We start from the raw sequence: 24,563 nt of genomic DNA on the forward strand, positions 1-24,563 counted from the left end.
TAGAATAGAGGGGAATTAAGAGATAATAAGAAAGGAGTGCAACAATGGCAAGACAAAAATACAATTATCTGTCTGATGAATTGATTGCAGAATCTCTTCAGGTGACCAATTACTTAGAACAAAGTAGATCCAGTCGATTGAATGTTCTTCAGTTGGATGGAGAGAAATGGTTAGAAAATTATTTTCACCGTTATGAGAAAGCCTCTCCAAGGCTACAGTTTCACATATTTCTCTTTTCGAGCTTCTATACTCGAAAAATGGAATGGTTTTTGGAAGGTGTAAGGGGGTAGTAGTTTGTTTGAGTTATTTGAAGTAGTATTTTATACCCTTATCCAACTGATTCGAGCCAGTTGGATCAATACCTTCCTTTTTTTAGGGGGTGTAGGTTATTACCTATTCAAACTCTTCCAGCCGTATTTTTTAAGAAGCTATCAAAGGTTATTATCAGGAAAGAGTAGTCTAAGCCAGGCAATAAAAATAGGTTGGAAAAATCGTAAAGGAATTGATTGGAAACAAGTTTGGAGACAATCAGTTAGAGGGCTGCTCAATGGGATGAAGTCATTCATACCTAAACTCTTGGCGCTGGTCTCTCTCATCCTTTGGAATGTTTTCTTCAGGATATTCTATACCCTCCCTTTTGTTAAACGAGAACGGAAACGTTTTGATAAAGAGATGAAACCCATTCTTTATTTTAAAAGTTACCGTAGTTTTGTTTATATGGGATTAGGTTTTAGCTTTATTGCTTTTATCTTAACCAATTACCTGGTTACTGTTTTGAGGGCTACAATCCGCTTTCTCTACTTTAGTATTTGGTCGTTTAAAGATGCTAGTAAGGCCGTAAACTTTGACTTAAACAGCCTCTTGTTTCAAAGTTTATTGAATGTAAAAGTCTTTTGGATTGCCCCGATTTTAGCTTTTCCTCTCTTTCTGATGGGTCTAGTCCTTGCTTGGAAATCTGCTTGGATCAACTTTGAGCAGTTTCGTGATTACAACCATAATGAGGAAGGGGATGACCGTTTTGTGACGGTTGATGAAATTCGTCGTCAATACAAAAAGATTCCCAATAAAGCTCTAACTTATCCAGGTGAAGGTGGGGCTCCAGTATTTCATGAACTGACTCATGATTTAGCAGGACAAACACTCCGAACGCAAATGTTATGGCAAAATAAGACAATCAGTCGATACGTGACCAATGCGGAGCGCATTTTGGGCATGCAATCTTTTCCTTCGGGATATTATTACATTGAAGATAAGCCGACGAATCTGTTAGGGATTGGGATGACTCGTTCAGGTAAGGGGGAAGGTCAGATTACGACAGCGATTGATATCAACAGTCGTGCGGAGTTGCAGCCATCGCTGGTTCTAGCAGACCCGAAAGGGGAACACTACCAAGCCTCTTACAAAACGATGAGGCAACGTGGCTATGAAGTTGATGTGCTTTCTTTCCAAAATATGGATTGGTCTATGTCCTACAATCCTTTGGCTCTAGCTATTGCAGCCGCCAAGAAAGGTTACTATGAGAAAACGCAAACCTATGTCAATGCAGTCGCAGAATCCATTTTTCCAAAACAAAAAGGTGGTGAGAAGGGAAATGCGGAGTATTTTCGTAAGTCTTCTATATCCTTGTTTAACGCTCTGACAATGGCTTTGATGGATCGAGCTAATGAAACCGTTCAAAATGGTGAAGACGATGCCTGGGATACCATTACGATCCCTAACGTTGCGAAATTCTTGGCGACAATGGGGTCTGAAGAAGTTTTTGTGGATGGAACGGGGGAAGTCGTTGAGAATCCAACTAGAGAACAACAGGTATCCAAGAAATCAAAAATCACGGTCTATTTTGATAATTTGAGACAAGTGAATCAAAAACAATTCTCCAAATTCAGACAAATGGCAGATATCGAATTTCGTGCCTCAGACTTTGGTGGTGATGAGACTAAAGGGAATGTCTACTCTAGCATGATGACAGGAATCAATCTGTTCTTGCAAGACAACGTGGCCAAACTCACTTCCAAAAACTCGATTGATTTAGAGTCTTTTGCCTTCCCACGTCGATTGTCTGTTAAGTTGAGATCAAGCACCAACAGTCAATTAAAAAATGAGTTCAAACATAAGACTGCTAGGGTAACCATTACAGGTTTGAAGAAATGGGGTAAAGTTGAAAAGCAAGTTGATTATGTGAAGCAAGCGACAGCTCTTATTGATGGAGAAGGCTATCTGACTTATGCCATCGAACCTAAACTTCCAGATCAGTTTACGGTTACGATTGATTTTAATCATAAGAAAAATGGTAAGTCTCCAGTTCGGGATCGGGTCTTCCAATTCTCAGCTGAAAAAGTCTATCGAAAAGATGGAGATAGGTTAGAACTAGATGAGTATACCAAGAAGCCAATTTTAGATCATATCGATGTAAGGGTTCTGAAGGGCAAAGAAGACACTCAAAATCTTCTCCAAGAGTCAGATATTGAGTTGATTTACTCCGATAAACCAAGAGTCGTCTATCTGGTAACACCACCAAACCGAACAGAGTACAATGGGATTGTCTCTTTGTTCTTGGATCAGTTGTACAATGCCAACTATGACCTTGCCTTAACAAATGGGCGGAAATGTATCAATCGGATTCTCCATATCTTGGATGAGTTTACAAACATTCCAGCTATTCCTCACATGGATACGAAAATTTCTATCGGATTGGGACAAAACATTCTCTATTATCTTTGGGTTCAAAACTTGGAACAATTGGTTAATGTCTATGGTGAAAATGTTGCGCAAACGATTCTGGATAACTGTTCATTGAAAGTTTACGTCAAAACAACGTCTCCAGATACCAATAAGAGATTTAGTGGGGAGTTGGGTACACGTACCATCACCAGAAGACGGCGCTCCAGCAATATCCTGGACGAAGCCAATCCAAATGTAGCTGTCGAGAATCCAAAACAAGAGTTGTTGACACCAACGCAATTGGCCAAGCTACAGGAAGGAGAAGCGGTTATCTTACGTGGAGTCAAGGGACGGGATAATGTTGGACGTAAGGTCACAACGGATCCAATCTTCGCACATGATAAGAACAGCTTCCCTTACAAATACATGTTCTTACAAGAGGAGTTTGATACATCGATGACTCTTGCAGATATTCCAGTCGAAAGTGCACACCGTGAGCTAGAGCTTCAGGAAATAGCAGTTGATGCTGGTACAGCCTTCAACAACATCATAGACTGGAGGCAACGTTTGACCATGCCTCTTCTCAGCAACAATGGAGAGACACCCAAACTTTCAGGCCGCCACAGTAAAGGACAAAAGGCACAATCCCAATCATTTGCTTCCACAGATGAACTATTTCAGGCAACTGTAGCTAGTGTCATTCAAGGTGACTATGATTATTATGATGATGAAGATGACTTCTTTGCGGATGAAGTTATCTAAAAAGATGTACAATAAGTTATATAAACACTTGCAAGAAAAAATGATGTTTGTTATAATGAAGTAAATAATGATCAGGAGAAAAAATGATGAAAGCAAAGCACTTTTTAAGAATTGTTTTAGTAGGGTTAGCCTTGATTTTACTAGGAGCATGTGGTCAAAAATCACCTGATTCTATTGCTAAAAATGTGCTAAAAGATAGCTATACAGGCTTCTCACCAGAACATAGTTCTGATAGTTCTGTTTTTAAGGGTGGAGTAGGAACTACCTTGAAATTTGATAAAGCAGAACGAACCATCTCGAATAACGACGGTAGAAGTGTTAAGTACAGTGTCCTATCAGATGAACAAGTAAAGACTATTCCAGCCTCTTTCAGAGGAACGATTGTTAGTTTAGAAAGTCAGCTGAAAGGAAAGGATAACTTTACAATCGCTGTTGGTGATAATGCAGATAAGCCTGAGGATGCAGGTGCCTATTATCAAGTCGTCTTGACTGATGGTGGTAAAAAAATCCGAATTATTGAACTCCTTCGTGGCTATAAAGAGGACAATGCTTTCTATGATTTCAATGGAACCGCAGATTAATTTACAAAAGTCTCAATTACTTGAGGCTTTTTTTGTTGTCAGAATTTCATTGTCCCTTTAAAAACGATTTTGTCATTATCGAATATGATAGGGGTATCTTAGAAAGAAAGAAGGTACCTTTAGTGCACTATCAAACCTTTTCAGATTTGGTGAATGAGGTCAAGAATCTCAATGGTGAAATCACAGGCGAGAATGCAAAAAAGCTGGCGGAATTTTATTCCTACTGGGGCAACTATTTAGAACCGACTCCTGCATTTATGGCATTTCTCACTTATTTACCAGGAGGGATTGTCAAGGCTCTTTATCAAATCACTTCCAGCCTAGAACATGTTTTTAATAATATGTTCAAGCTCTTTGGTCTCTTCGGTTATCTGGGAGACCAGAAGACGATTATAGGCCAGTTCTTTTACTGGTTTCAGTTATTGGGGACGTCTTTGTTCACCCTGATTTTGGTTGTGTCGGCTGTCGCTGGAGTTTTTACAAAGCCAGTCAAATACAAAGGGGTCATCACGAATTTCCTTTTGGTAACGGCTGTAACTGCCGTATTGCCACTAGCTTTGACCACCATCTCAACAGCAGTAGCACAGGATGCCATGTCTATCCAGACGGTCTCCAGTGAAGCGCCATCTGGTAGCCAACCGATTTCTTCCTTGGCTCTTCAGCCCATGAAAAATAATGTAGTAGACTTAAAAGTCTTGATCTACAAAGATTTTTCTACGGAGCTGTTTCCAATGGATGATTATGGCTTCATCAAGCCTGTTCAGGAAGGCTCTACTCCTGTCAATAATATCACGGATGACCCTGCACAGCGGGATACGACTGATTTTGCGACCAAGATTGATTTTGGGGCAAACTATGGTACAACAAATCCAGAAATGCTAAAGAGGATGCAGGAAGACGACAAAATAGCAGGAATTAAAGGCTTGTTCCTCCATAAGTTGAATTCCAATAATACTGGAGTTGAAAGCATTACAGAACATCGACTCATTAATCAATTGAGTGCTTTTGAATCAGTTTATATGCGCTATAAAGTCAACTGGATAGGGATGTTCCTCCAGTACATTATCCTGATTGTTCTATTGGTCAGCATGATCATCAAGCTCGTCAAATCAGTTTTTGATATTCTGATTGAAGCAATGATCTCTCCGATCCTTGGATACAGTTCTCTATCAAACTCAAAGAAATACAAAGAGTTGTTAAGAACCATTGGCGGTGCTTTGGCAGGAATCTTCTTTGAAGTTATCATTATGCGTGTAACCCTTGAGATTTTCAGAGATTTGCCAATTCTCTCTGTCTCAGCTGTAACGAAGCTTTCTGGTGGATTCTTTGATGGACTCAACATGTGGGAGCAGTGTCTTGCAGCTGCCTTTGTTTATGTTGGAGTATTCTTTGCGGCAATGCAAGGAGTGGCCATGATCGAGCGCTGGCTTGGAGTTTCAACAGGTCATAGTGAAACAGCTCAACAACTGCTCGGAGCTATGATGATGGGCAATGCCTTTGCGGCTGGAGCAGGCGGTCTCTTTAATGGTAGTATGGCACTTGGCCAATTTGGTATGGATATGGCACAAAAAGCTCCAGATGCCCTGTCTAAAGGAAGTCAGATCCTAGGAAATAGCCTAGCCAGAACTGGAGGTGGCATTCAAGGTGCTTTGAACTCTGTAAAAGACCAAGGCTTGATGAATGCGGCCAAAGGTGGCGTAAGTAATATGGTTGATTTGGCAGAATGGAAAGCATTTGAAGCCATGCAAAATGGGCAAGGGGCAGTTGGCAAAGTTTTAGATAAGCTGGATGATAAGGCTGCCTCTGCTCAAAATGCGACCTATAACGCTCTGAAAAATGATGCGGTTCCTGGAATTGCACAGCCTGGTCCAATTGATATTCCTGAGCCTCCAATTGATCCAGGAACAACGGATGCACCTATTGTCGCTCCAACTTCTTCAGCTGAAGGAATGGAGTCCCCAATCCAAGATTCAAATCCACCTGCAGATGCGCCAGTTTCAGAATCGACACCACCACCAGCACAGCCTGATTCTTCTCAACAAAAATTTCAACAGAGTATGAATCAAATGAACTACATGAACCAACAAATGCAACAAGCAGGACAACGTATGCAGGGAGGACGTCATATCACAGGTGCTGAGAGTGAAGACGAAGAAGAATAGGCTGAACTATGGATTTAACAGGTAAGAATATTGTTGTCACAGGAAGCCTACGTCCTCTAACTCGAGAAGAAGCCATACGATTTTTAGAAAGTAAAGGAGCTGTCGTTCAAAACTATATATCTTCAAGGACAGATATATTGATTTTAGGACACAAGCAGTTGAACCTTTTTGATCTAGATAAAAGGTCTAAAAAGCATGATGAAGCGCTTAGACGAATATCAGACGGTCAATCCATCACTTTCCTTTCCGAAGAATCATTCTTTGATTTGGTTAAGAAGTCTCAAGATTGAGGCTTCTTTTATTGTATAAAAAAGTATATAACTTTTTGTACAATTCATTCCTGAAGGATGATGGTAAAAATGCTATTGTCCCTTTAAAAGATATTTTCGATTATTCATTATAATGTGAGTGTCAAAACAAATATAAAGGAGAAATTCATGTACGGTGAAAAATACGGTGTACCTAGAGATATCTATGCCAAAATCAAAATCATAGGCCTTCTTATCCTAGATATTGCTTTTGTAGGAATTACTGGAGTAATCGCTTTGAGCGTTGGCTTAAAAATCTTTCCTAAAAGCCAGTGGATACAGATGTTCGCATTCATTTTTTTAACACCAGTTCTGAGTTTGTATCTGGTGTTACCAGCTAACGGTGGCAAAAAGAATTGGCACAGCATGTTTCTTTTCTTCAGACGAAGAAGAAAACGTTATATTAGCTTGAATTATATCAGAAGGAGAAAACCATAATGGCAATTAAACAAATTCAACCCTCAAAAAACGAGAAACGCCCTCTGGGACGTCTTCAAGAAACAAAGAAACAAACGCAGGAATATTTTGATTTACATTCTTGCGTTGAGTTGTTAGATGTAAAATCAATCATTCCGAACAGCCAGGCTTATATCCAGTTAGTTGATTATGGCTACTTGCAGCTGATGGAGATACCAGGTAAAGATTTAGGATCGATGTCTTATAACGAGGTTATGAGAACGATTGAAAATTTTGAAACCTGGTTGACTCGATTTGGACCGAATATCCAAGTGGAGACGACAACTTTGCCAACAAATACAGACACGCAAATTTCTGACTTGCGCCATCATTTGAATTTAGTGCGACAAGATATGTCTAAGTTATCAGTAAACGATAGACGTTTTTTACAACTCAAGGATCGTGAAATTTGGCTTCAAAGCCAAATTAAGGTTGAAGAAAGCATCCGACAAGAAGTCTATAATACAGAGTTCATTCTGTGGCTATTTGCACCTACAACAACCGAATTGGACGAATTGGTTCGGAAGGCTAAAACCTATGGAAATAATGATTTTGTTCCACAAGATATCAGCTACAGGAAGAAAATTCAGATTATAAAGCAATACAACAATATGAATGAGAAAGTGTAGGAGAGATAGCATGCCTGATTTATCAAAACGTAGACAAAGACAACTAAAAAATGAAGGATATGACCTTGCCTTTCTTAGCCAGATTCAACCGCAAGGAAATATTGATTTTCAAAAGGATGACCGCTCCTGGATAAGTGGAGATGGATACCATACAGTTTTACACTATTATGAGTATCCAACTGAAGGAATGGATCGTTTTTGGCTTTCCGAATTGTTATTGATCCCTGGGACACGTTCCTTCCTGTCACTGTACAAGGAGGATAATAGACAGCTTCAAAAAGAGATTGAGGACTCTATTGAAGAGAAGTCAACACGGATTACAAACAATAGCAAACTAACCAATAATCGGAAAGAACTAGATGAGATTGACAATCTGAATAAACTAAGCCGTGAAATTGATAAGCGGAATATAGCTATGTATGGGATGTATATTCGTGTCTTTGTATTTGCATCAACCAAAGAAGAATTATTTAAGAAGGTTGAAGAAGTCAAAGACAAAACGTCGAAATTCAAATCCACTATTCTGTCTGGAGAGTTAGACTTTGAATACCATGCTCCATTTATTCCAGCCGAATATCAGATTGATTTGCCCAATCATCGAAGAGGGATACCGACTCCAGCTCACTCAATAGCTGGTGGATATTTCTTTAATCATACGAAGCTAGAAGATGAGAAAGGCTTCTATCTTGGATGGACTCCAACGAACGGAGCGGTAAATTTCAATTTTCTAGAACGTGACGAGAAAAGAACACGATCCTTTATGATCCTATCTGGAAATCCAAAGATGGGACAACGATCTTTTCTTATGAAACACACAGACGGTCTCTATGCGAAGGGGCATTATATTCGTAACTTTGATGCTACTGGCCAGTTTCTTGATCAGACACGAAAACAACATGGATTGATTCTTGATTTATCAGGTGAGGCTAACCGTATCAATATCTTCCAGGTATTTCCAACAGTAACCAACGAAGCAGGAACTGAAATTGATAAGAAGAAATCTTACAACCTTCATATCGAGAAACTGAAGAGTATCTATAAACTCCTGAATAATGAAGTGACAGGAGACGATTTAATCACATTTGGAACTCTCCTGAATGATTTCTATATTGAGGAAGAGTTGTGGGCTCGAAATCCTTCGTTGAATCCAGAAAAACTGAAAGCGACGGATATTGTGAAGGAAGAGTATCCTATTCTGTCTGATTTTATTTTGTTTGTGGATGCTTATAAACGTCGGCTGGAACAAACTAGTGCGGATAAAACCGAACTCAAGGCCGTTAAGCGTATTTACAATACGTTTAACGAACTATTGACAACAAACGCAGAAATTTTCGAGGGAACAACCGAATTTCAAGATATCTCTTCAGAGCAAGTTGTAACATTTGACTTCTCAGGGTTGAAGAACGCCCCTCATTTGTTAAATGTTCAGATATTTTCTGTTCTTTCACTTGTCTCAGCTGATATTGTTAATAACGGAAAACGTTGTAAGCAACTACTGAAGAAACGATCTGACTTAACGGAGATGGATATGCAACACTATATTGTTAATATTAGTGGAGCACAGACACTCATTAATCCAAAGCATGAAAGTAGTGTTAATCTCCTGGCTGATATGATCGATACAATGGGGGAAAACTTTGCTGGTGTTGTATTGTCTGTTAATTCACTACGTGGGATTCTGTTTGAGACAGGTATCGGTACTCATAAGGATCCGTACGTGACTGCAGTTCAGAGGATTTTTGGTCTGATGCAATATAGAGTTTTTGCTCAGACGGATGAAACCAGTGTGCCTCTACTAGCTAACGCCTTATCTGGATCGATGAATCAGTCTGAACTAGAGACTTTGCCTCGTCTGGCGAAAGGACAGTTATTCATGAACATTGCAGGAGTTGGAAATCTAGTATTTAACCAACAGTTGTTAGCTCCTGAAGTTGAGCGCTATGGCGGTATTGAATAAGAAAGGAAGATGAACCAGGATGGCCAAAAATAAACTAGGAATGATTGCAAGGACTAAGCAGAGATTTGATCAATATGTGTTGATTCGTAAATATCGCATGAAACAAGAAAGAGATTATTTCGCTTCAGAGGGAGAATCTGATCCAAAGCGCCTAGAAGCGCAAAAGGAACGAGATAAGGAGTTTTTGAACGGTCTCAAGAAAATAGGTATAGGGTTTATTGTATTTTTAGTTTTTTATGGAATTTTGCGAACAATATTAGGATTGTGGTAGATAAGCGAGGTATCCATGAAAAAAATATTTAAACTGAAGATTCTCATCCCTCTTGTAGCTCTTCTATTAATTGTCAATGTTGGGATAACCATGTTAGTTGGGATAATGGGAGCTGTAACCAATAATGGAAGAAATGATTGTGGTGCTGTAGAAACAACATCTTCAACTGGCGACTCCACAGTTTCTTCAGCTGATGGTTCCATTGATGACTTTGTAAAAAAGCACAAGGAAGCCTATATCCTGTCTTGGAAGGCAGGAGGTTTCCTACCTTCAGCTTCTATCACTCAAACGATGATAGAGAATGGGTTCAATTTTACGAATCCTAATGGTACTTCCTTCTGGAAAGCTCACAATATGGGAGGTGTTAAAACCTCTAGTAAAAGTAATTTTCCAGTTACTCTTGCGACGTATGGTGAAGATAGTGTTGATTTAAGTGGGACAAAGCCTGGAGCGAATGTCGGAGACGGTACAGGAGGAGCTTATACTTGGTTCTCTAGCTACGATGCAGGGATCGTAGGGAAAGCTGAGTTTATGGCTCACCAGACACTCTATAAAGGGGCTATAAACAATACAAATGGTATTGCTAGCCTATCTGCTATAGCAGATGGTGGATGGGCCACAGATGGCACTTATAAGAATAAACTAACTGATATGTACCAAAAACTAGGTACGAAGTATCAGTGGCTTGATAAGGAAGCTATTGCTGCTCATGGTGAGAAACCTTATGAAGGATCCAGTACACAAGATGTCAGTCCTTCAGATAGTGCTGTGTCTTCTTCAGCTGAAAGAAGTGGATGTGGTGAGTCAGGTAGCAGTACCGATGGAACGGGAACTGTCCCTTCAGATGCGACTGCGTGGGGGTATAAACCAGAAGACTTACCAGATAGCTTGAAACCATTCATTATTGATCCTAAGAGCTTAGGCATGGATTATGCCAAGTCTACAGGATGGTATAATCCTGGAAGTGACGAGTATGCTGGACAATGTGTGAATCTTACAATTAGCATGGGAAATCACTTATGGGGTCATTCTGGCCCAGTACAGGGAGATGGGAAAGATCAAGCGGCGGCATGGGCTGCAATATTTGGAAATTCGGTTAAGACTACACCTAAAAGAGGCGCTATTTTTTCTTCACAGGTAGGAGGCGGAGGATATGGTCATACTGGAATTGTATGTCATGTTTTCGAGAATGGCTCTATATTATTTGTAGAACAAAATACACCTCTGAGTGGTTGGGATCAGTTCAAAACTCCATATACATGGAATTATCGTATTTGGACTAAATCACAACAACAAGAACAGGTAATCTCTTTTGCTTATCCAGATGACAGAGAAGCTAAATTAAGTTCAAATTAAAAGGAGGATATAAGATGATTGATTGGATAAAGGAGAATATGGTTGTATCGATTGTAGTAGGTATTCTATTGATTTTGGCAGGAATAGGGATTGTATCGAGTTTCAGGCCATCTCAACAAACTAAAATAGAAGAAACGGCTCAGGTGAGTTCTTCAGGAACCGCTCAAAACGAACCGTCTTCCAGAGAGGAAACAGCAGACGAGAAGAATTATCGGACAGCTAAGTTAAAACTAGAACGCCCCTATGCAGAGGCAAGCTCAGAAGACAAAAAAGAAGTGTTAAAAGCCTTTGAAGAAACAGTAGCAGATATAAAAAAGACGAAGTTTCTGCCAAATGTCAAGGGAACAATCGAAAATCATTTATCTATGACACAGAATGCGATGGTTCAAACTTTTGCGATGGCTCTTCTGACGAATCAGTATGATTTTCAACCTAAACAATTGGAAGTGATGCCAACTGAATCAGATGACGTGATTCAATTTTTAGTTGTTCTAACTAAAAATGGAGAAGAGAACAGCTATTTCGTTGGAAATTTCAATACTACGGTTCAACAAATCCAGCTAAAAGCCTATGTTGGTGGGAATATAGGTGGTACATACGGATAACAAGTTGCACAAAAAGTTATATAACTTTTTGTGCTTTTATATTGACAAATAAAGTTGTTTTAGATATAATTAAGTATATAAAAAGTTATATAACAAAATATACAATTATCCAAGGAGGGAATCATGAAGATTCAGACTACAAACTTAGGAAAAGGTGGCGGTGGTAAGACTACAGATACCTTTAATGAAGGGGATTGGTTGGCACGTGTTAAGGGGCTTAGAACACTACTCATTGATGGAGCTTGGGAATGTAATTTGACAAGAACATTTGATGTAAAATGTGAGAAAACCGTCTATGATATATTTACGACTGGAGAGTATGAGATTGTTCCAATATCAGAAAATCTCAGTTTGATTTGTGGTGATGAGCGTTTGACAGATGAGCAGTTAGATCTTGCTAGTCGAAACAACAAGTATCTCCAGTTGTTTATGTGGTTTAGCGAACATTACGAAGAGTTAGAAGCACAATTTGATGTCATTCTGATTGATACGCACAATGATGAGAGTTTAGTTACAGCAAATTTTATAGCTGTATCAGATATTGTCTTGGCTGTTTCTGATGCCTCTCTTAATGGTTTTCGTGCCTGGTTATCTTTGAAAAATTTTGTAGACTTCATTAAGAGCGAAGCTATCGAAGTTATTACTAAGAAAAGCTATGTTAAAGCAGAACCTTATCTTATTGGAAATAAGATTAAGTACGTTGGAAACCATGTAACAGACACCTGTAAACAATTTTTAGAAGTTGTTGAAGAAGATCAGGCTTACTTAGGATCTATCCAGGAGAAAGAGCTCATGGCCAAGAGTCTTGTGATCAGTCAGAGTGTCTTTGAGCAGCATGAAGAGATGACAGCTAACCAACAAGAGACACATCAGAAGTTTTATGATAATATAAACTACGTATATGAAAATATTTTGAGTGTGTTAGAAGGAGAGGTAGCATGACAGAGAATCGATTCGCACAAGTAAAACAAACATTCCAAAGTACACCAAAGAGAGAAAAGACTCCTTCGTCTAGGAAGCAAAATCAGGAGGCTAGAAAGTCTCCTGAGAGTTATAATAAAAAGCAAAGATATCCATTCTCTTTACATCATAATGTTCGATACGATATGTTAGATGCTTTAGTAGAGTATCATGGTGAAAAATCAGCTTCATCTTATCTCGAGAATCTGATTATAAGAGAATGGGAAAGGATGGAGCGAAAGAAAAAATAGCGTTCCATAAGAAAGGGATGAAGTAGGAGGAATCTATGATGATTTTCATTGATATTAAAAGACTTGTTCAGCTGTTCTTTATTTTTATCGGAGCTATAGCAATCTATGTGTTCTATAAAACATTTGGACTTAGTACGGTGTTTATAATTGTTTTAGGGTTGGCCGTTTTGAAATTCGCTCCAGCTTTCCTTCCAGTTGTATTATTACTGTATTTGGGACTTCACTTTACAGGTGGTTTTTCCTTTATTGCAGATGGAATTGTGACGGTTTTATGGAGTATTATTTTGATTCCTATGGGGATAGCTACTATTGAAATGAGCAAATCCTATTTTAGTAAGAAAGAGAAACCCTGGTATGACAAGTAAGAGTTTATCTGAAAAGATAGGCTCTTTTTTTGTCAGAACAAAGGATTGTTTGAACATTCAGGTCAAAATTTATTAAAATAAGCGTAATTTTAATAAGGGAGGATTCTGAATGGCTTTCTTTGACGAGAGAGAACTAAAAAATCAATTGCTGTTTCAAAATGCAAAAGAATTTTATAACTTTGTTTCTAGGTATGATGAGGAGATGATTCCAGTCATGAAAGCAAAGGGCTATACCTGTATTCATTCAATGGAGCGAACCGTCGCTTTTACATTTGGTGAGTTTACTTTCAGAAGAAGACGTTGGAAAAAGGGAGATCATTGGGTCATTCCAGTAGATGAAAAGTTAGGGCTTCAGAAGAACGTCCGCTTCTCCTGGGAATTTATGTATCAGGTGGCCAAATTATCTACTTTGATGCCATATGATAAAGTAACTCAGGTGATCCAATTGACTTATCACATCTCTATCACAAAGCCAATTGTAGTAAAAGCTGTAAAAATCTGTGAGAAGTTATTGGAGGAAAGAGAAGGCTATCGATATTATGAAGAGAATAAAGAAGTTAGCAAAAGAAAAGCCCAGGTTATTTATATTGAGGGTGACGGTGTGATGGTCAAAGCACGTGACACACAGAAGGATAATAAACATTATGATTTATCCCATTTTGTAGTCCATACGGGAAGCCAGAAAGTTGGCAGCAATCGATTTGAACTCCAGGATAAAAAAGAATTTATTGGCCTTGACAACCGCTTAGTGAGGGAGCAGGTGATCGATTATTTGTTCAATAATTACGAAATTACGAATCAGACTTTATTGATTACGAACTCTGATGGAGGTCATGGATATACACCCTATGTTTTCAAAGAGATTGCGAAGGTTTTGCGAATTAAACGCCACGAACATTTCTGGGATGAGTATCATGTAAATAAGGAGTTGAAGAATTATCTAAAATTTTACTCTGAGGATCTATTAGAGAGAGCTTTCCAGGCGATTAAGCAACATGATAAGCAGTTAATGAGAACTGTCCTAGATACGACCGAAAGTTATATCGATACAGAAGAAGAACAAGAGTTGTTTGAGAAGTTCAAGAGTAAAATATTGAGAAATTTCCAATATACCAAACCAGCCGAACAGAGAGGATTCAGTCATGCAGGAATCGGGATAATGGAGAGTCAGCATCGTAAGGTCACTTATAGAATGAAAAAAAGAGGAATGTATTGGACTCTTGCTGGAGCTGAAACGATGAGTCGGATAATTGTTTTGAATTATGAGGATTCCTTGAGGGAACTATTCTTTGGCAACTGGAGAGAAGATTATGAAAAATTTATTTCTTTAGAGGAAGTTTCTGCTTATACCATTAAAAAAAGAATGAGTAAAACGGAAAAAGAAAATACATCTAGATATCAATGTTACCCTGATAGTAAAAGATTATCTTACTTCCGAAAACAATAGAAGTACATAACAAAGTATATAAAAAGTTATATAACAATAACCTTTGTAAAAAAAGGTCTTTTTGTGCTACAATCAAACATAAAATGCTTGCACGGTATGTAAAAATGTGTTATAATTTACTTAAATTAATCGAATAAAAAAAGACGAAAAGTGCGCTAACACTTCTCGCCTTACCGAGTAAGAACTCGTCCTTCTTACTCAGTCTTTAATTAATGATACCTGATAAGTGTATCAATGTCAAGACTGAGCAAGAAATTTGTTCAGTCTTTTTTTAAAACTCGGTGATGTTCTCCTAAAAAATGTATGAATTTAGGCGTTCTAAAAAATTCTACCGCATACAAAAACAAAAAAAATATTGACAAGGAAAGAAAAATTGTGTTACAATAATAGACGGTACTTTTTACTTTTGGTCTCTCAAAAGTGTACAGGGACGTGCTGACAAATGTTGCAAAAGTACACACAGATGGTAGCTGTCACCAAGTGTATCATCACCAAAAATAAAAAAACACAGGAGAATGTAGATGCCTACAATTAACCAATTGGTTCGCAAACCGCGTAAATCAAAAGTAGAAAAATCTAAATCACCAGCTTTGAATGTTGGTTACAACAGTCATAAAAAAGTTCAAACAAACGTTTCTTCACCACAAAAACGTGGTGTTGCAACTCGTGTTGGAACAATGACACCTAAAAAACCTAACTCAGCCCTTCGTAAATTCGCTCGTGTACGTTTGAGCAACCTTATCGAAGTTACTGCCTACATCCCAGGTATCGGACACAACTTGCAAGAGCACAGCGTGGTGCTTCTTCGTGGTGGACGTGTAAAAGACCTTCCAGGGGTACGTTACCATATCGTCCGTGGTGCACTTGATACTGCAGGTGTTAACGATCGTAAACAAGGCCGTTCTAAATACGGTACTAAACGTCCAAAAGCATAAGGAAAGGGGATAAAGAGAAATGAGTCGTAAAAATAGAGCTCCAAAACGTGACGTATTGCCAGATCCGCTTTACAATTCACAACTAGTTACTCGTCTTATCAACCGCGTTATGCTTGATGGTAAACGTGGTACAGCTGCTTCAATCGTTTACGGTGCTTTTGAGCAAATCAAAGAAGCTACTGGCAACGATGCACTTGAAGTATTTGAAACAGCTATGGAAAACATCATGCCTGTACTTGAAGTACGTGCACGTCGTGTTGGTGGATCTAACTACCAAGTCCCAGTTGAAGTTCGTCCAGAACGCCGTACAACACTTGGACTTCGTTGGTTGGTAACCATCGCTCGCCTTCGTGGTGAACACACAATGCAAGACCGTCTTGCAAAAGAAATCTTGGACGCTGCTAACAACACTGGTGCAGCTGTTAAGAAACGTGAAGACACTCACCGTATGGCTGAAGCTAACCGTGCCTTCGCACACTTCCGTTGGTAAGATAGGATACGAAAGCGTTAAGAAAGTCCCAGAGAAAATAGGGAATCGAAGTAGGTTGCGATTGCAACCAATGAGATTCATCTTTTTCTCCAGACCTTTAGCTTGAGTTCAAATCAGCTAACTTAAGCTTTTAGCCCGAGTTCAATTCAACTTGTCTACAAGTTGAAACCAACAATAACATGAAAACATTGAGAACGGGTAGGTCCTGCCTATCCGTTTTTATTAAAATCGTGTTATAATAGAATAGAAATTAAAAATAAATAGGAGAAACAAACCTCATGGCACGCGAATTTTCACTTGAAAAAACTCGTAATATCGGTATCATGGCTCACGTCGATGCCGGTAAAACAACAACTACTGAGCGTATTCTTTACTACACTGGTAAAATCCACAAAATCGGTGAAACTCACGAAGGTGCGTCACAAATGGACTGGATGGAGCAAGAGCAAGAACGTGGTATCACAATCACATCTGCTGCGACAACAGCTCAATGGAACAACCACCGCGTAAACATCATCGACACACCAGGACACGTGGACTTCACAATCGAAGTACAACGTTCTCTTCGTGTATTGGACGGTGCGGTTACTGTTCTTGACTCACAATCAGGTGTTGAGCCTCAAACTGAAACAGTTTGGCGTCAAGCAACTGAGTACGGAGTTCCACGTATCGTATTTGCCAACAAAATGGACAAAATCGGTGCTGACTTCCTTTACTCAGTAAGCACACTTCACGACCGTCTTCAAGCAAACGCACACCCAATCCAATTGCCAATCGGTGCTGAAGATGACTTCCGCGGTATCATCGACTTGATCAAGATGAAAGCTGAAATCTATACTAATGACCTTGGTACAGATATCCTTGAAGAAGATATTCCAGCTGAATACCTTGACCAAGCTCAAGAATACCGTGAAAAATTGGTTGAAGCAGTCGCTGAAACTGACGAAGACTTGATGATGAAATACCTTGAAGGTGAAGAAATCACTAACGAAGAATTGAAAGCTGCTATCCGTAAAGCGACTATCAACGTTGAATTCTTCCCAGTATTGTGTGGTTCAGCCTTCAAGAACAAGGGTGTTCAATTGATGCTTGATGCGGTTATCGACTACCTTCCAAGCCCACTTGATATCCCAGCGATCAAAGGTATCAACCCAGATACAGACGAAGAAGAAACTCGTCCAGCATCTGACGAAGAGCCATTCGCAGCTCTTGCCTTCAAGATTGCAACAGACCCATTTGTAGGTCGTTTGACATTCTTCCGTGTATACTCAGGTGTTCTTCAATCAGGTTCTTACGTAATGAACACTTCTAAAGGTAAACGTGAACGTATCGGACGTCTTGTGCAATTGCATGCCAATAGTCGTCAAGAAATCGAAACCGTTTATGCTGGTGATATTGCAGCTGCTATTGGTTTGAAAGATACTACAACTGGTGATTCATTGACAGATGAAAAAGCTAAAATCATCCTTGAGTCAATCCACGTTCCAGAACCAGTTATCCAATTGATGGTTGAGCCAAAATCTAAAGCTGACCAAGATAAGATGGGTATCGCCCTTCAAAAATTGGCTGAAGAAGATCCAACATTCCGCGTTGAAACAAACGTTGAAACTGGTGAAACAGTTATCTCTGGTATGGGTGAACTTCACCTTGACGTCCTTGTTGACCGTATGCGTCGTGAGTTCAAAGTTGAAGCGAACGTAGGTGCTCCTCAAGTATCTTACCGTGAAACATTCCGCGCTTCTACTCAAGCACGTGGATTCTTCAAACGTCAGTCTGGTGGTAAAGGTCAATTCGGTGATGTATGGATTGAGTTTAGTCCAAACGAAGAAGGTAAAGGATTCGAATTCGAAAACGCAATCGTCGGTGGTGTGGTTCCTCGTGAATTTATCCCAGCGGTTGAAAAAGGTTTGGTAGAATCTATGGCTAACGGTGTTCTTGCAGGTTACCCAATGGTTGACGTTAAAGCTAAGCTTTACGATGGTTCATACCACGATGTCGACTCATCTGAAACTGCCTTCAAGATCGCGGCTTCACTTGCCCTTAAAGAAGCTGCTAAATCAGCACAACCAGCTATCCTTGAACCAATGATGCTTGTAACCATCACTGTTCCAGAAGAAAACCTTGGTGATGTTATGGGTCACGTAACTGCTCGTCGTGGACGTGTAGATGGTATGGAAGCACATGGTAACAGCCAAATCGTTCGTGCTTACGTTCCACTTGCTGAAATGTTCGGCTATGCAACAGTTCTTCGTTCAGCATCACAAGGACGTGGTACCTTCATGATGGTATTTGACCACTACGAAGATGTACCTAAGTCAGTACAAGAAGAAATCATTAAGAAAAACAAAGGTGAAGACTAATCAGTCCTCGCTCTAGAAGGAAGTCACTTGGTGGCTTCCTTTTTCTATGCCTATCTCAAGCATCTTGTATGTCTATATCTACAAAATGAAAGAAATCTAGTAAGGATTTTAGAAAGTCTATTTACTAAGAAAATAGAGAAAGTTAATAAATGAAAGTTAATAAAGAATCCGATTTTGTTTAAATAGTTAATAAAAATTAGAAAAGAATTCATAAATACACCCTTAGATAGAAAATTCAGAAAATTAATACTTTTGTCTTGAAAATTTTTGAAAAAATGGTATGATAGTAACAAGCTATTTTTTAAGAGAAGAGAAAGGGGAACAATGGAGAAAATCAGTTTAGACGCTCCTAAGACGGGATCGGACCTAGTTTTGGAAACCCTCCGTGATTTAGGGATTGATACTATATTTGGTTATCCTGGTGGGGCTGTCTTACCTTTATATGATGCGATTTATAATTTTAAAGGCATTCGTCACATTCTAGGTCGTCATGAGCAAGGGTGTTTGCACGAAGCTGAAGGCTATGCCAAATCAACTGGAAAGTTGGGTGTCGCAGTCGTCACAAGTGGACCAGGAGCAACAAATGCCATTACAGGGATTGCAGATGCCATGAGCGATAGCGTTCCCCTTTTGGTCTTTACAGGTCAGGTTGCGCGAGCAGGGATTGGGAAGGATGCCTTTCAGGAAGCGGATATTGTCGGTATTACCATGCCCATTACCAAGTACAATTACCAAGTTCGTGAGACAGCTGACATTCCTCGTATCATCACCGAAGCTGTCCATATCGCGACCACAGGTCGTCCAGGTCCAGTCGTGATTGACTTGCCTAAGGATGTATCTGCCTTAGAGACAGACTTCATCTATTCACCAGAGGTAAATTTACCGAGTTATCAACCGACGATAGAACCGAACGACATGCAAATCAAGAAAATCTTGAAACAATTGTCTAAGGCTAAGAAACCTGTTTTGTTGGCAGGTGGTGGGATTAGTTATGCTGAAGCAGCTGCAGAATTAAATGAATTTGCTGAACGCTATCAAATTCCAGTCGTGACCAGTCTTTTGGGGCAAGGCACGATTGCGACTAGTCATCCACTCTTCCTTGGTATGGGAGGCATGCACGGTTCTTTCGCTGCTAACATTGCGATGACCGAAGCAGATTTTATGATTAGTATTGGTTGCCGTTTCGATGACCGCCTGACTGGAAATCCTAAGACCTTTGCTAAAAATGCTAAGGTTGCTCATATCGATATAGACCCAGCTGAGATTGGGAAGATTATCAGTGCAGATATTCCAGTGGTTGGGGATGCTAAGAAAGCCTTGCAGATGCTACTGGCAGAACCAACTGTTCATAACAATACTGAAAAGTGGATTGACAAAGTTACCAAGGACAAGAACCGCGTTCGTTCTTATGATAAGAAAGAACGTGTGGTCCAACCGCAGACAGTCATTGAACGCATCGGTGAGTTGACGAATGGAGATGCCATTGTTGTCACAGATGTAGGGCAACACCAAATGTGGACAGCCCAGTATTACCCATATCAGAATGAACGTCAATTAGTCACATCTGGTGGTTTGGGTACCATGGGATTTGGAGTTCCTGCAGCTATCGGAGCTAAGATTGCCAATCCAGAAAAAGAAGTAGTTCTTTTTGTCGGTGATGGTGGCTTCCAAATGACTAACCAAGAACTAGCCATCCTAAATATCTACAAGGTGCCCATTAAGGTCGTGATGTTGAATAACCACTCACTAGGAATGGTTCGTCAGTGGCAGGAATCCTTCTATGAGGGTAGAACTTCAGAGTCAGTCTTTGATACTCTTCCTGACTTCCAGCTGATGGCACAGGCCTACGGCATCAAAAACTATAAATTTGATAATCCAGAGACGATAGAGAAGGATCTAGAGGTTATTATGGAGGATGTGCCGATGTTTATCGAGGTGGATATTTCTCGTAAGGAACAGGTTTTACCAATGGTACCAGCTGGTAAGAGTAATCATGAGATGTTGGGGGTGAAGTTCCATGCGTAGAATGTTAACGGCAAAACTACAAAATCGTTCAGGAGTCCTCAATCGCTTTACAGGTGTCCTTTCTCGTCGTCAGGTCAATATCGAGAGTATCTCAGTTGGTGCGACGGAGAATCCTGATGTATCACGGATTACTATCATTATTGATGTAGCTTCACATGATGAAGTGGAGCAAATTATCAAGCAACTCAACCGTCAGATCGATGTGATTCGCATTCGGGATATTACAGATAAGCCACACTTGGAAAGAGAAGTTATCTTGGTGAAGGTATCTGCTCCTGCTGAAAAGCGTGCAGAAATATTGGCCATTATCCAACCTTTCCGTGCAACGGTAGTAGATGTGGCTCCAAGTTCGATTACGATCCAGATGACTGGGAATGCTGAAAAGAGTGAGGCACTCTTGCGAGTAATCCGTCCTTATGGAATTAGGAATATTGCTCGTACGGGTGCAACTGGATTTACCCGCGACTAATACTCTTTGATTTTCAGTGATTATAAAATCCAGTTTAAATTTGTTAAACCAGCCTAAAAGGCAATAAATAATAGAAAAGAGAGAAAAACTATGGCAGTACAAATGGAATACGAAAAAGATGTTAAAGTAGCAGCGCTTGACGGTAAAAAAATCGCCGTTATCGGTTATGGTTCACAAGGACATGCGCATGCGCAAAACTTGCGTGACTCAGGTCGTGATGTCATCATTGGTGTACGTCCTGGTAAGTCTTTTGACAAAGCAAAAGAAGATGGTTTTGACACATACACAGTAGCAGAAGCGACTAAATTGGCTGATGTGATCATGATCTTGGCTCCAGACGAAATCCAACAAGAATTGTACGAGGCAGAAATCGCTCCAAACTTGGAAGCTGGAAATGCAGTTGGATTTGCTCATGGTTTCAACATCCACTTTGAATTTATCAAAGTGCCTGCGGATGTAGATGTTTTCATGTGTGCTCCTAAGGGACCAGGACACTTGGTACGTCGTACTTACGAAGAAGGATTTGGTGTTCCAGCTCTTTATGCAGTTTACCAAGATGCTACAGGAAATGCCAAAGACATCGCTATGGACTGGTGTAAAGGTGTTGGTGCAGCTCGTGTTGGTTTGCTTGAAACAACTTATAAAGAAGAAACTGAAGAAGATTTGTTTGGTGAACAAGCTGTACTTTGTGGTGGTTTGACTGCCCTTATCGAAGCAGGTTTTGAAGTCTTGACAGAAGCAGGCTATGCCCCAGAATTGGCTTACTTTGAAGTTCTTCATGAAATGAAATTGATCGTTGACTTAATCTATGAAGGTGGATTCAAGAAAATGCGTCAATCTATTTCAAACACTGCTGAATACGGTGACTATGTATCAGGTCCACGCGTGATTACGGAGCAAGTTAAAGAAAACATGAAAGCTGTTTTGGCAGATATCCAAAATGGTAAATTTGCAAATGACTTTGTAAATGACTATAAGGCTGGTCGTCCAAAACTCACTGCTTACCGCGAACAAGCAGCTAATCTTGAAATTGAAAAAGTTGGTGCTGAATTACGTAAAGCAATGCCATTCGTTGGTAAAAACGATGACGATGCTTTCAAAATCTACAACTAATTTTTGAAAATAAAAACAGAAGGCGAGTTGGGGGGTACCTAACTCGCTTTTTATCTTGTAAAGTATTTGAGGAGGAGATATGCTAAGTGCAAAAGATGTGGTGAAAGCCCACAAAGTTTTAAGTGGTGTAGTAGTGAATACACCACTGGAATATGATCATTATTTATCAGAAAAGTATGGAGCTAAGATCTATCTGAAAAAGGAGAATGCGCAACGAGTTCGCTCTTTTAAAATTCGTGGAGCCTATTATGCCATTTCTCAATTAACGAAAGAAGAACGTGAGCGTGGTGTAGTCTGTGCATCGGCGGGGAATCACGCTCAAGGAGTTGCTTACACTTGTAAGGAGATGAAGATTCCTGCGACAATTTTTATGCCAATCACAACGCCTCAACAAAAAATTGGCCAAGTTCGTTTCTTTGGTGGTGACTATGTGACGATCAAATTGGTCGGAGATACTTTTGACGCTTCGGCTAAGGCGGCTCAAGAATTCACCGTTTCAGAAAATAGAACCTTTATCGATCCTTTTGATGATGTCCATGTTCAGGCAGGTCAAGGGACTGTAGCCTATGAAATTCTTGAAGAAGCCCGTAAAGAGTCTATTGATTTTGATACAGTACTAGTGCCGGTAGGTGGTGGCGGACTGATTGCAGGGGTTTCGACCTATATCAAAGAAACCAATCCCGCTATCGAAGTCATTGGTGTTGAAGCCAATGGTGCCCGTTCGATGAAGGCTGCTTTTGAGGCTGGAGGACCAGTTAAACTCAAAGAAATTGATAAATTTGCTGATGGAATAGCTGTGCAGAAAGTTGGGCAGTTGACCTATGAAGCGACCCGTAAGAATGTTGAAACGCTGATTGGAGTGGATGAGGGTTTGATTTCAGAGACCTTGATTGATCTTTATTCTAAGCAGGGGATTGTCGCCGAACCTGCTGGAGCGGCCAGCATTGCGGCCTTGGAAGTTCTATCAGACTATATTAAAGGTAAGACAATTTGTTGTATCATTTCTGGGGGGAATAACGATATTAACCGTATGCCAGAGATGGAAGAACGTGCCTTGATTTACGATGGAATCAAGCATTACTTTGTAGTCAATTTCCCACAGCGTCCAGGAGCTCTTCGAGAGTTTGTAAATGACATTTTGGGGCCAAATGATGACATCACTCGTTTTGAATATATCAAACGAGCAAGCAAGGGGACAGGACCAGTATTGATTGGGATTGCTCTTGCTGATAAGCATGATTATGCTGGCCTGATTCATCGGATGGAAAAGTTTGACCCATCTTATATTAATTTGAATGGGAATGAGACTTTGTATAATATGCTAGTCTAAAATAAATTTGCTATCATATTATTTGCATAATGAATATAATGATGCTATAATGATGGTGACGAAAGGGGGGATTCCCATGGTTTTACATGTTTTACTTGTTCTATTTTTTCTAGTGCTGATTGCATCAATGATTATTATCAGCTCTGTATATGTTGTAAGGCAACAGTCTGTCGCTATTATCGAGCGTTTTGGTAAATACCAAAAGTTGAGTAATAGTGGTATTCATGTACGAGCACCGTTTGGAATTGATAGAATTGCGGCCAGAGTGCAATTGCGCCTTTTGCAAAGTGAGATTGTCGTGGAAACAAAAACACAAGATAATGTATTTGTGACCATGAATGTGGCGACTCAGTATCGAGTGAATGAGAACAATGTCACAGATGCTTACTATAAACTAATGAGACCAGAAGCTCAAATCAAATCCTATATTGAGGATGCCTTGCGTTCGTCCGTACCGAAATTGACCTTGGATGAACTATTTGAGAAAAAAGATGAAATTGCATTAGAAGTTCAAAAACAAGTAGCAGAAGAAATGTCTACATATGGTTACATCATTGTAAAAACACTGATTACGAAGGTTGAGCCTGACGCTGAAGTGAAACAATCAATGAATGAAATCAATGCTGCCCAACGTAAGAGAGTCGCTGCGCAAGAACTTGCAGAAGCAGATAAGATTAAAATCGTGACAGCGGCGGAAGCAGAGGCAGAAAAAGATCGCCTACACGGTGTAGGGATTGCAGAACAGCGTAAGGCTATTGTTGACGGACTTGCTGATTCTATTCAAGAATTAAAAGGAGCCAATGTTGAACTCACGGAAGCCCAGATTATGTCCATTCTATTAACAAATCAGTATTTGGATACTTTGAATAATTTCGCCGACAATAAGGGCAATAACACCATCTTCCTACCAGCAAATCCTGATGGAGTTGAAGATATACGAACAAGCATATTATCAGCTTTAAAAGCTAAGTAATAACAATTCATTATTTGTTTTCAATAAGTAGATGTTTTTTGGATAATCCTAAAAGAATGGATATATTTCAGTATCGTAAAGAATAAAATAGGAGAAG

At 39.7% G+C, this 24,563-nt stretch carries 23 protein-coding genes; all 23 read left to right on the top strand.

Features of this window, described 5'->3' with window-relative positions:
• Positions 1-44: 44 nt before the first annotated feature.
• The 23 genes from ACVBD2_RS01775 to ACVBD2_RS01885 all read left to right on the top strand — a co-directional run bounded on the left by ACVBD2_RS01775 (position 45) and on the right by ACVBD2_RS01885 (position 24,466).
• Positions 45-290, top strand: a complete 246-nt coding sequence (locus tag ACVBD2_RS01775; protein ID WP_049538589.1) for a hypothetical protein — start codon at positions 45-47, stop codon at positions 288-290.
• A 4-nt stretch (positions 291-294) separates the two neighbouring features.
• Positions 295-3,423, top strand: a complete 3,129-nt coding sequence (locus ACVBD2_RS01780) for a VirD4-like conjugal transfer protein, CD1115 family (protein ID WP_461685948.1) — start codon at positions 295-297, stop codon at positions 3,421-3,423.
• Positions 3,424-3,506: 83 nt separating this feature from the next.
• Positions 3,507-4,004, top strand: a complete 498-nt coding sequence (locus ACVBD2_RS01785; RefSeq protein WP_461685949.1) for a hypothetical protein — start codon at positions 3,507-3,509, stop codon at positions 4,002-4,004.
• A 122-nt stretch (positions 4,005-4,126) separates the two neighbouring features.
• Positions 4,127-6,166: a pLS20_p028 family conjugation system transmembrane protein gene (locus ACVBD2_RS01790; RefSeq protein ID WP_461685950.1), complete on the top strand. Its 2,040-nt coding sequence runs from the start codon at positions 4,127-4,129 to the stop codon at positions 6,164-6,166.
• 8 nt (positions 6,167-6,174) lie between these two features.
• Positions 6,175-6,456 carry a BRCT domain-containing protein gene (locus tag ACVBD2_RS01795; RefSeq protein ID WP_461685951.1) on the top strand — a complete coding sequence of 94 codons (282 nt, stop codon included), beginning with the start codon at positions 6,175-6,177 and terminating at the stop codon, positions 6,454-6,456.
• Between the two features lie 147 nt (positions 6,457-6,603).
• Positions 6,604-6,912, top strand: coding sequence for a DUF5592 family protein (locus ACVBD2_RS01800; RefSeq protein ID WP_000274176.1), 309 nt, complete (start codon positions 6,604-6,606; stop codon positions 6,910-6,912).
• On the top strand, positions 6,912-7,559 hold the full coding sequence (locus tag ACVBD2_RS01805; protein WP_461685952.1) for a hypothetical protein: 648 nt from the start codon (positions 6,912-6,914) through the stop codon (positions 7,557-7,559). Before ACVBD2_RS01800 ends, ACVBD2_RS01805 begins: the two co-directional genes overlap by 1 nt.
• Positions 7,560-7,569: 10 nt before the next feature.
• Complete coding sequence (locus ACVBD2_RS01810) at positions 7,570-9,516, top strand: virulence factor (protein WP_461685953.1); 1,947 nt, start codon at positions 7,570-7,572, stop codon at positions 9,514-9,516.
• Positions 9,517-9,535: 19 nt separating this feature from the next.
• Complete coding sequence (locus ACVBD2_RS01815; protein WP_001107250.1) at positions 9,536-9,787, top strand: hypothetical protein; 252 nt, start codon at positions 9,536-9,538, stop codon at positions 9,785-9,787.
• 15 nt (positions 9,788-9,802) lie between these two features.
• On the top strand, positions 9,803-11,143 hold the full coding sequence (locus tag ACVBD2_RS01820) for a CHAP domain-containing protein (protein WP_461685954.1): 1,341 nt from the start codon (positions 9,803-9,805) through the stop codon (positions 11,141-11,143).
• 14 nt (positions 11,144-11,157) lie between these two features.
• Positions 11,158-11,748, top strand: a complete 591-nt coding sequence (locus ACVBD2_RS01825; protein WP_461685955.1) for a hypothetical protein — start codon at positions 11,158-11,160, stop codon at positions 11,746-11,748.
• Between the two features lie 123 nt (positions 11,749-11,871).
• Positions 11,872-12,690: a ParA family protein gene (locus tag ACVBD2_RS01830; RefSeq protein ID WP_461685956.1), complete on the top strand. Its 819-nt coding sequence runs from the start codon at positions 11,872-11,874 to the stop codon at positions 12,688-12,690.
• Complete coding sequence (locus ACVBD2_RS01835) at positions 12,687-12,959, top strand: hypothetical protein (protein ID WP_262081481.1); 273 nt, start codon at positions 12,687-12,689, stop codon at positions 12,957-12,959. The genes ACVBD2_RS01830 and ACVBD2_RS01835 overlap by 4 nt, the downstream gene beginning before the upstream one ends.
• Positions 12,960-12,994: 35 nt before the next feature.
• The gene (locus ACVBD2_RS01840; RefSeq protein WP_461685957.1) at positions 12,995-13,324 is read left to right on the top strand and encodes a hypothetical protein; all 330 of its coding nucleotides are present in this window, start codon (positions 12,995-12,997) and stop codon (positions 13,322-13,324) included.
• 109 nt (positions 13,325-13,433) lie between these two features.
• Positions 13,434-14,771 (top strand): ISLre2 family transposase, encoded by a 1,338-nt coding sequence (locus tag ACVBD2_RS01845; protein ID WP_061407245.1) that lies wholly within the window; start codon positions 13,434-13,436, stop codon positions 14,769-14,771.
• A gap of 521 nt (positions 14,772-15,292) precedes the next feature.
• Complete coding sequence (gene rpsL, locus ACVBD2_RS01850) at positions 15,293-15,706, top strand: 30S ribosomal protein S12 (RefSeq protein WP_001142332.1); 414 nt, start codon at positions 15,293-15,295, stop codon at positions 15,704-15,706.
• Between the two features lie 19 nt (positions 15,707-15,725).
• Positions 15,726-16,196 carry a 30S ribosomal protein S7 gene (gene rpsG, locus ACVBD2_RS01855; protein ID WP_000087873.1) on the top strand — a complete coding sequence of 157 codons (471 nt, stop codon included), beginning with the start codon at positions 15,726-15,728 and terminating at the stop codon, positions 16,194-16,196.
• A 278-nt stretch (positions 16,197-16,474) separates the two neighbouring features.
• Complete coding sequence (gene fusA / locus ACVBD2_RS01860; protein WP_000090336.1) at positions 16,475-18,556, top strand: elongation factor G; 2,082 nt, start codon at positions 16,475-16,477, stop codon at positions 18,554-18,556.
• A gap of 324 nt (positions 18,557-18,880) precedes the next feature.
• Entirely contained in the window at positions 18,881-20,581 is a 1,701-nt protein-coding gene (locus ACVBD2_RS01865) for an acetolactate synthase large subunit (RefSeq protein ID WP_461685958.1), read from the top strand.
• The gene (ilvN, locus tag ACVBD2_RS01870) at positions 20,574-21,050 is read left to right on the top strand and encodes an acetolactate synthase small subunit (RefSeq protein ID WP_125398613.1); all 477 of its coding nucleotides are present in this window, start codon (positions 20,574-20,576) and stop codon (positions 21,048-21,050) included. The genes ACVBD2_RS01865 and ilvN overlap by 8 nt, the downstream gene beginning before the upstream one ends.
• Before the next feature lie 90 nt (positions 21,051-21,140).
• Entirely contained in the window at positions 21,141-22,163 is a 1,023-nt protein-coding gene (gene ilvC, locus ACVBD2_RS01875; RefSeq protein ID WP_045763621.1) for a ketol-acid reductoisomerase, read from the top strand.
• Between the two features lie 79 nt (positions 22,164-22,242).
• A complete protein-coding gene (gene ilvA, locus ACVBD2_RS01880) occupies positions 22,243-23,493 on the top strand; it encodes a threonine ammonia-lyase IlvA (RefSeq protein ID WP_461685959.1) in 1,251 nt (416 codons plus the stop codon).
• 76 nt (positions 23,494-23,569) lie between these two features.
• The gene (locus tag ACVBD2_RS01885; protein WP_061454016.1) at positions 23,570-24,466 is read left to right on the top strand and encodes an SPFH domain-containing protein; all 897 of its coding nucleotides are present in this window, start codon (positions 23,570-23,572) and stop codon (positions 24,464-24,466) included.
• The last annotated feature ends 97 nt before the right edge of the window (positions 24,467-24,563 follow it).

The organism is Streptococcus sp. KHUD_018 (assembly GCF_054861215.1).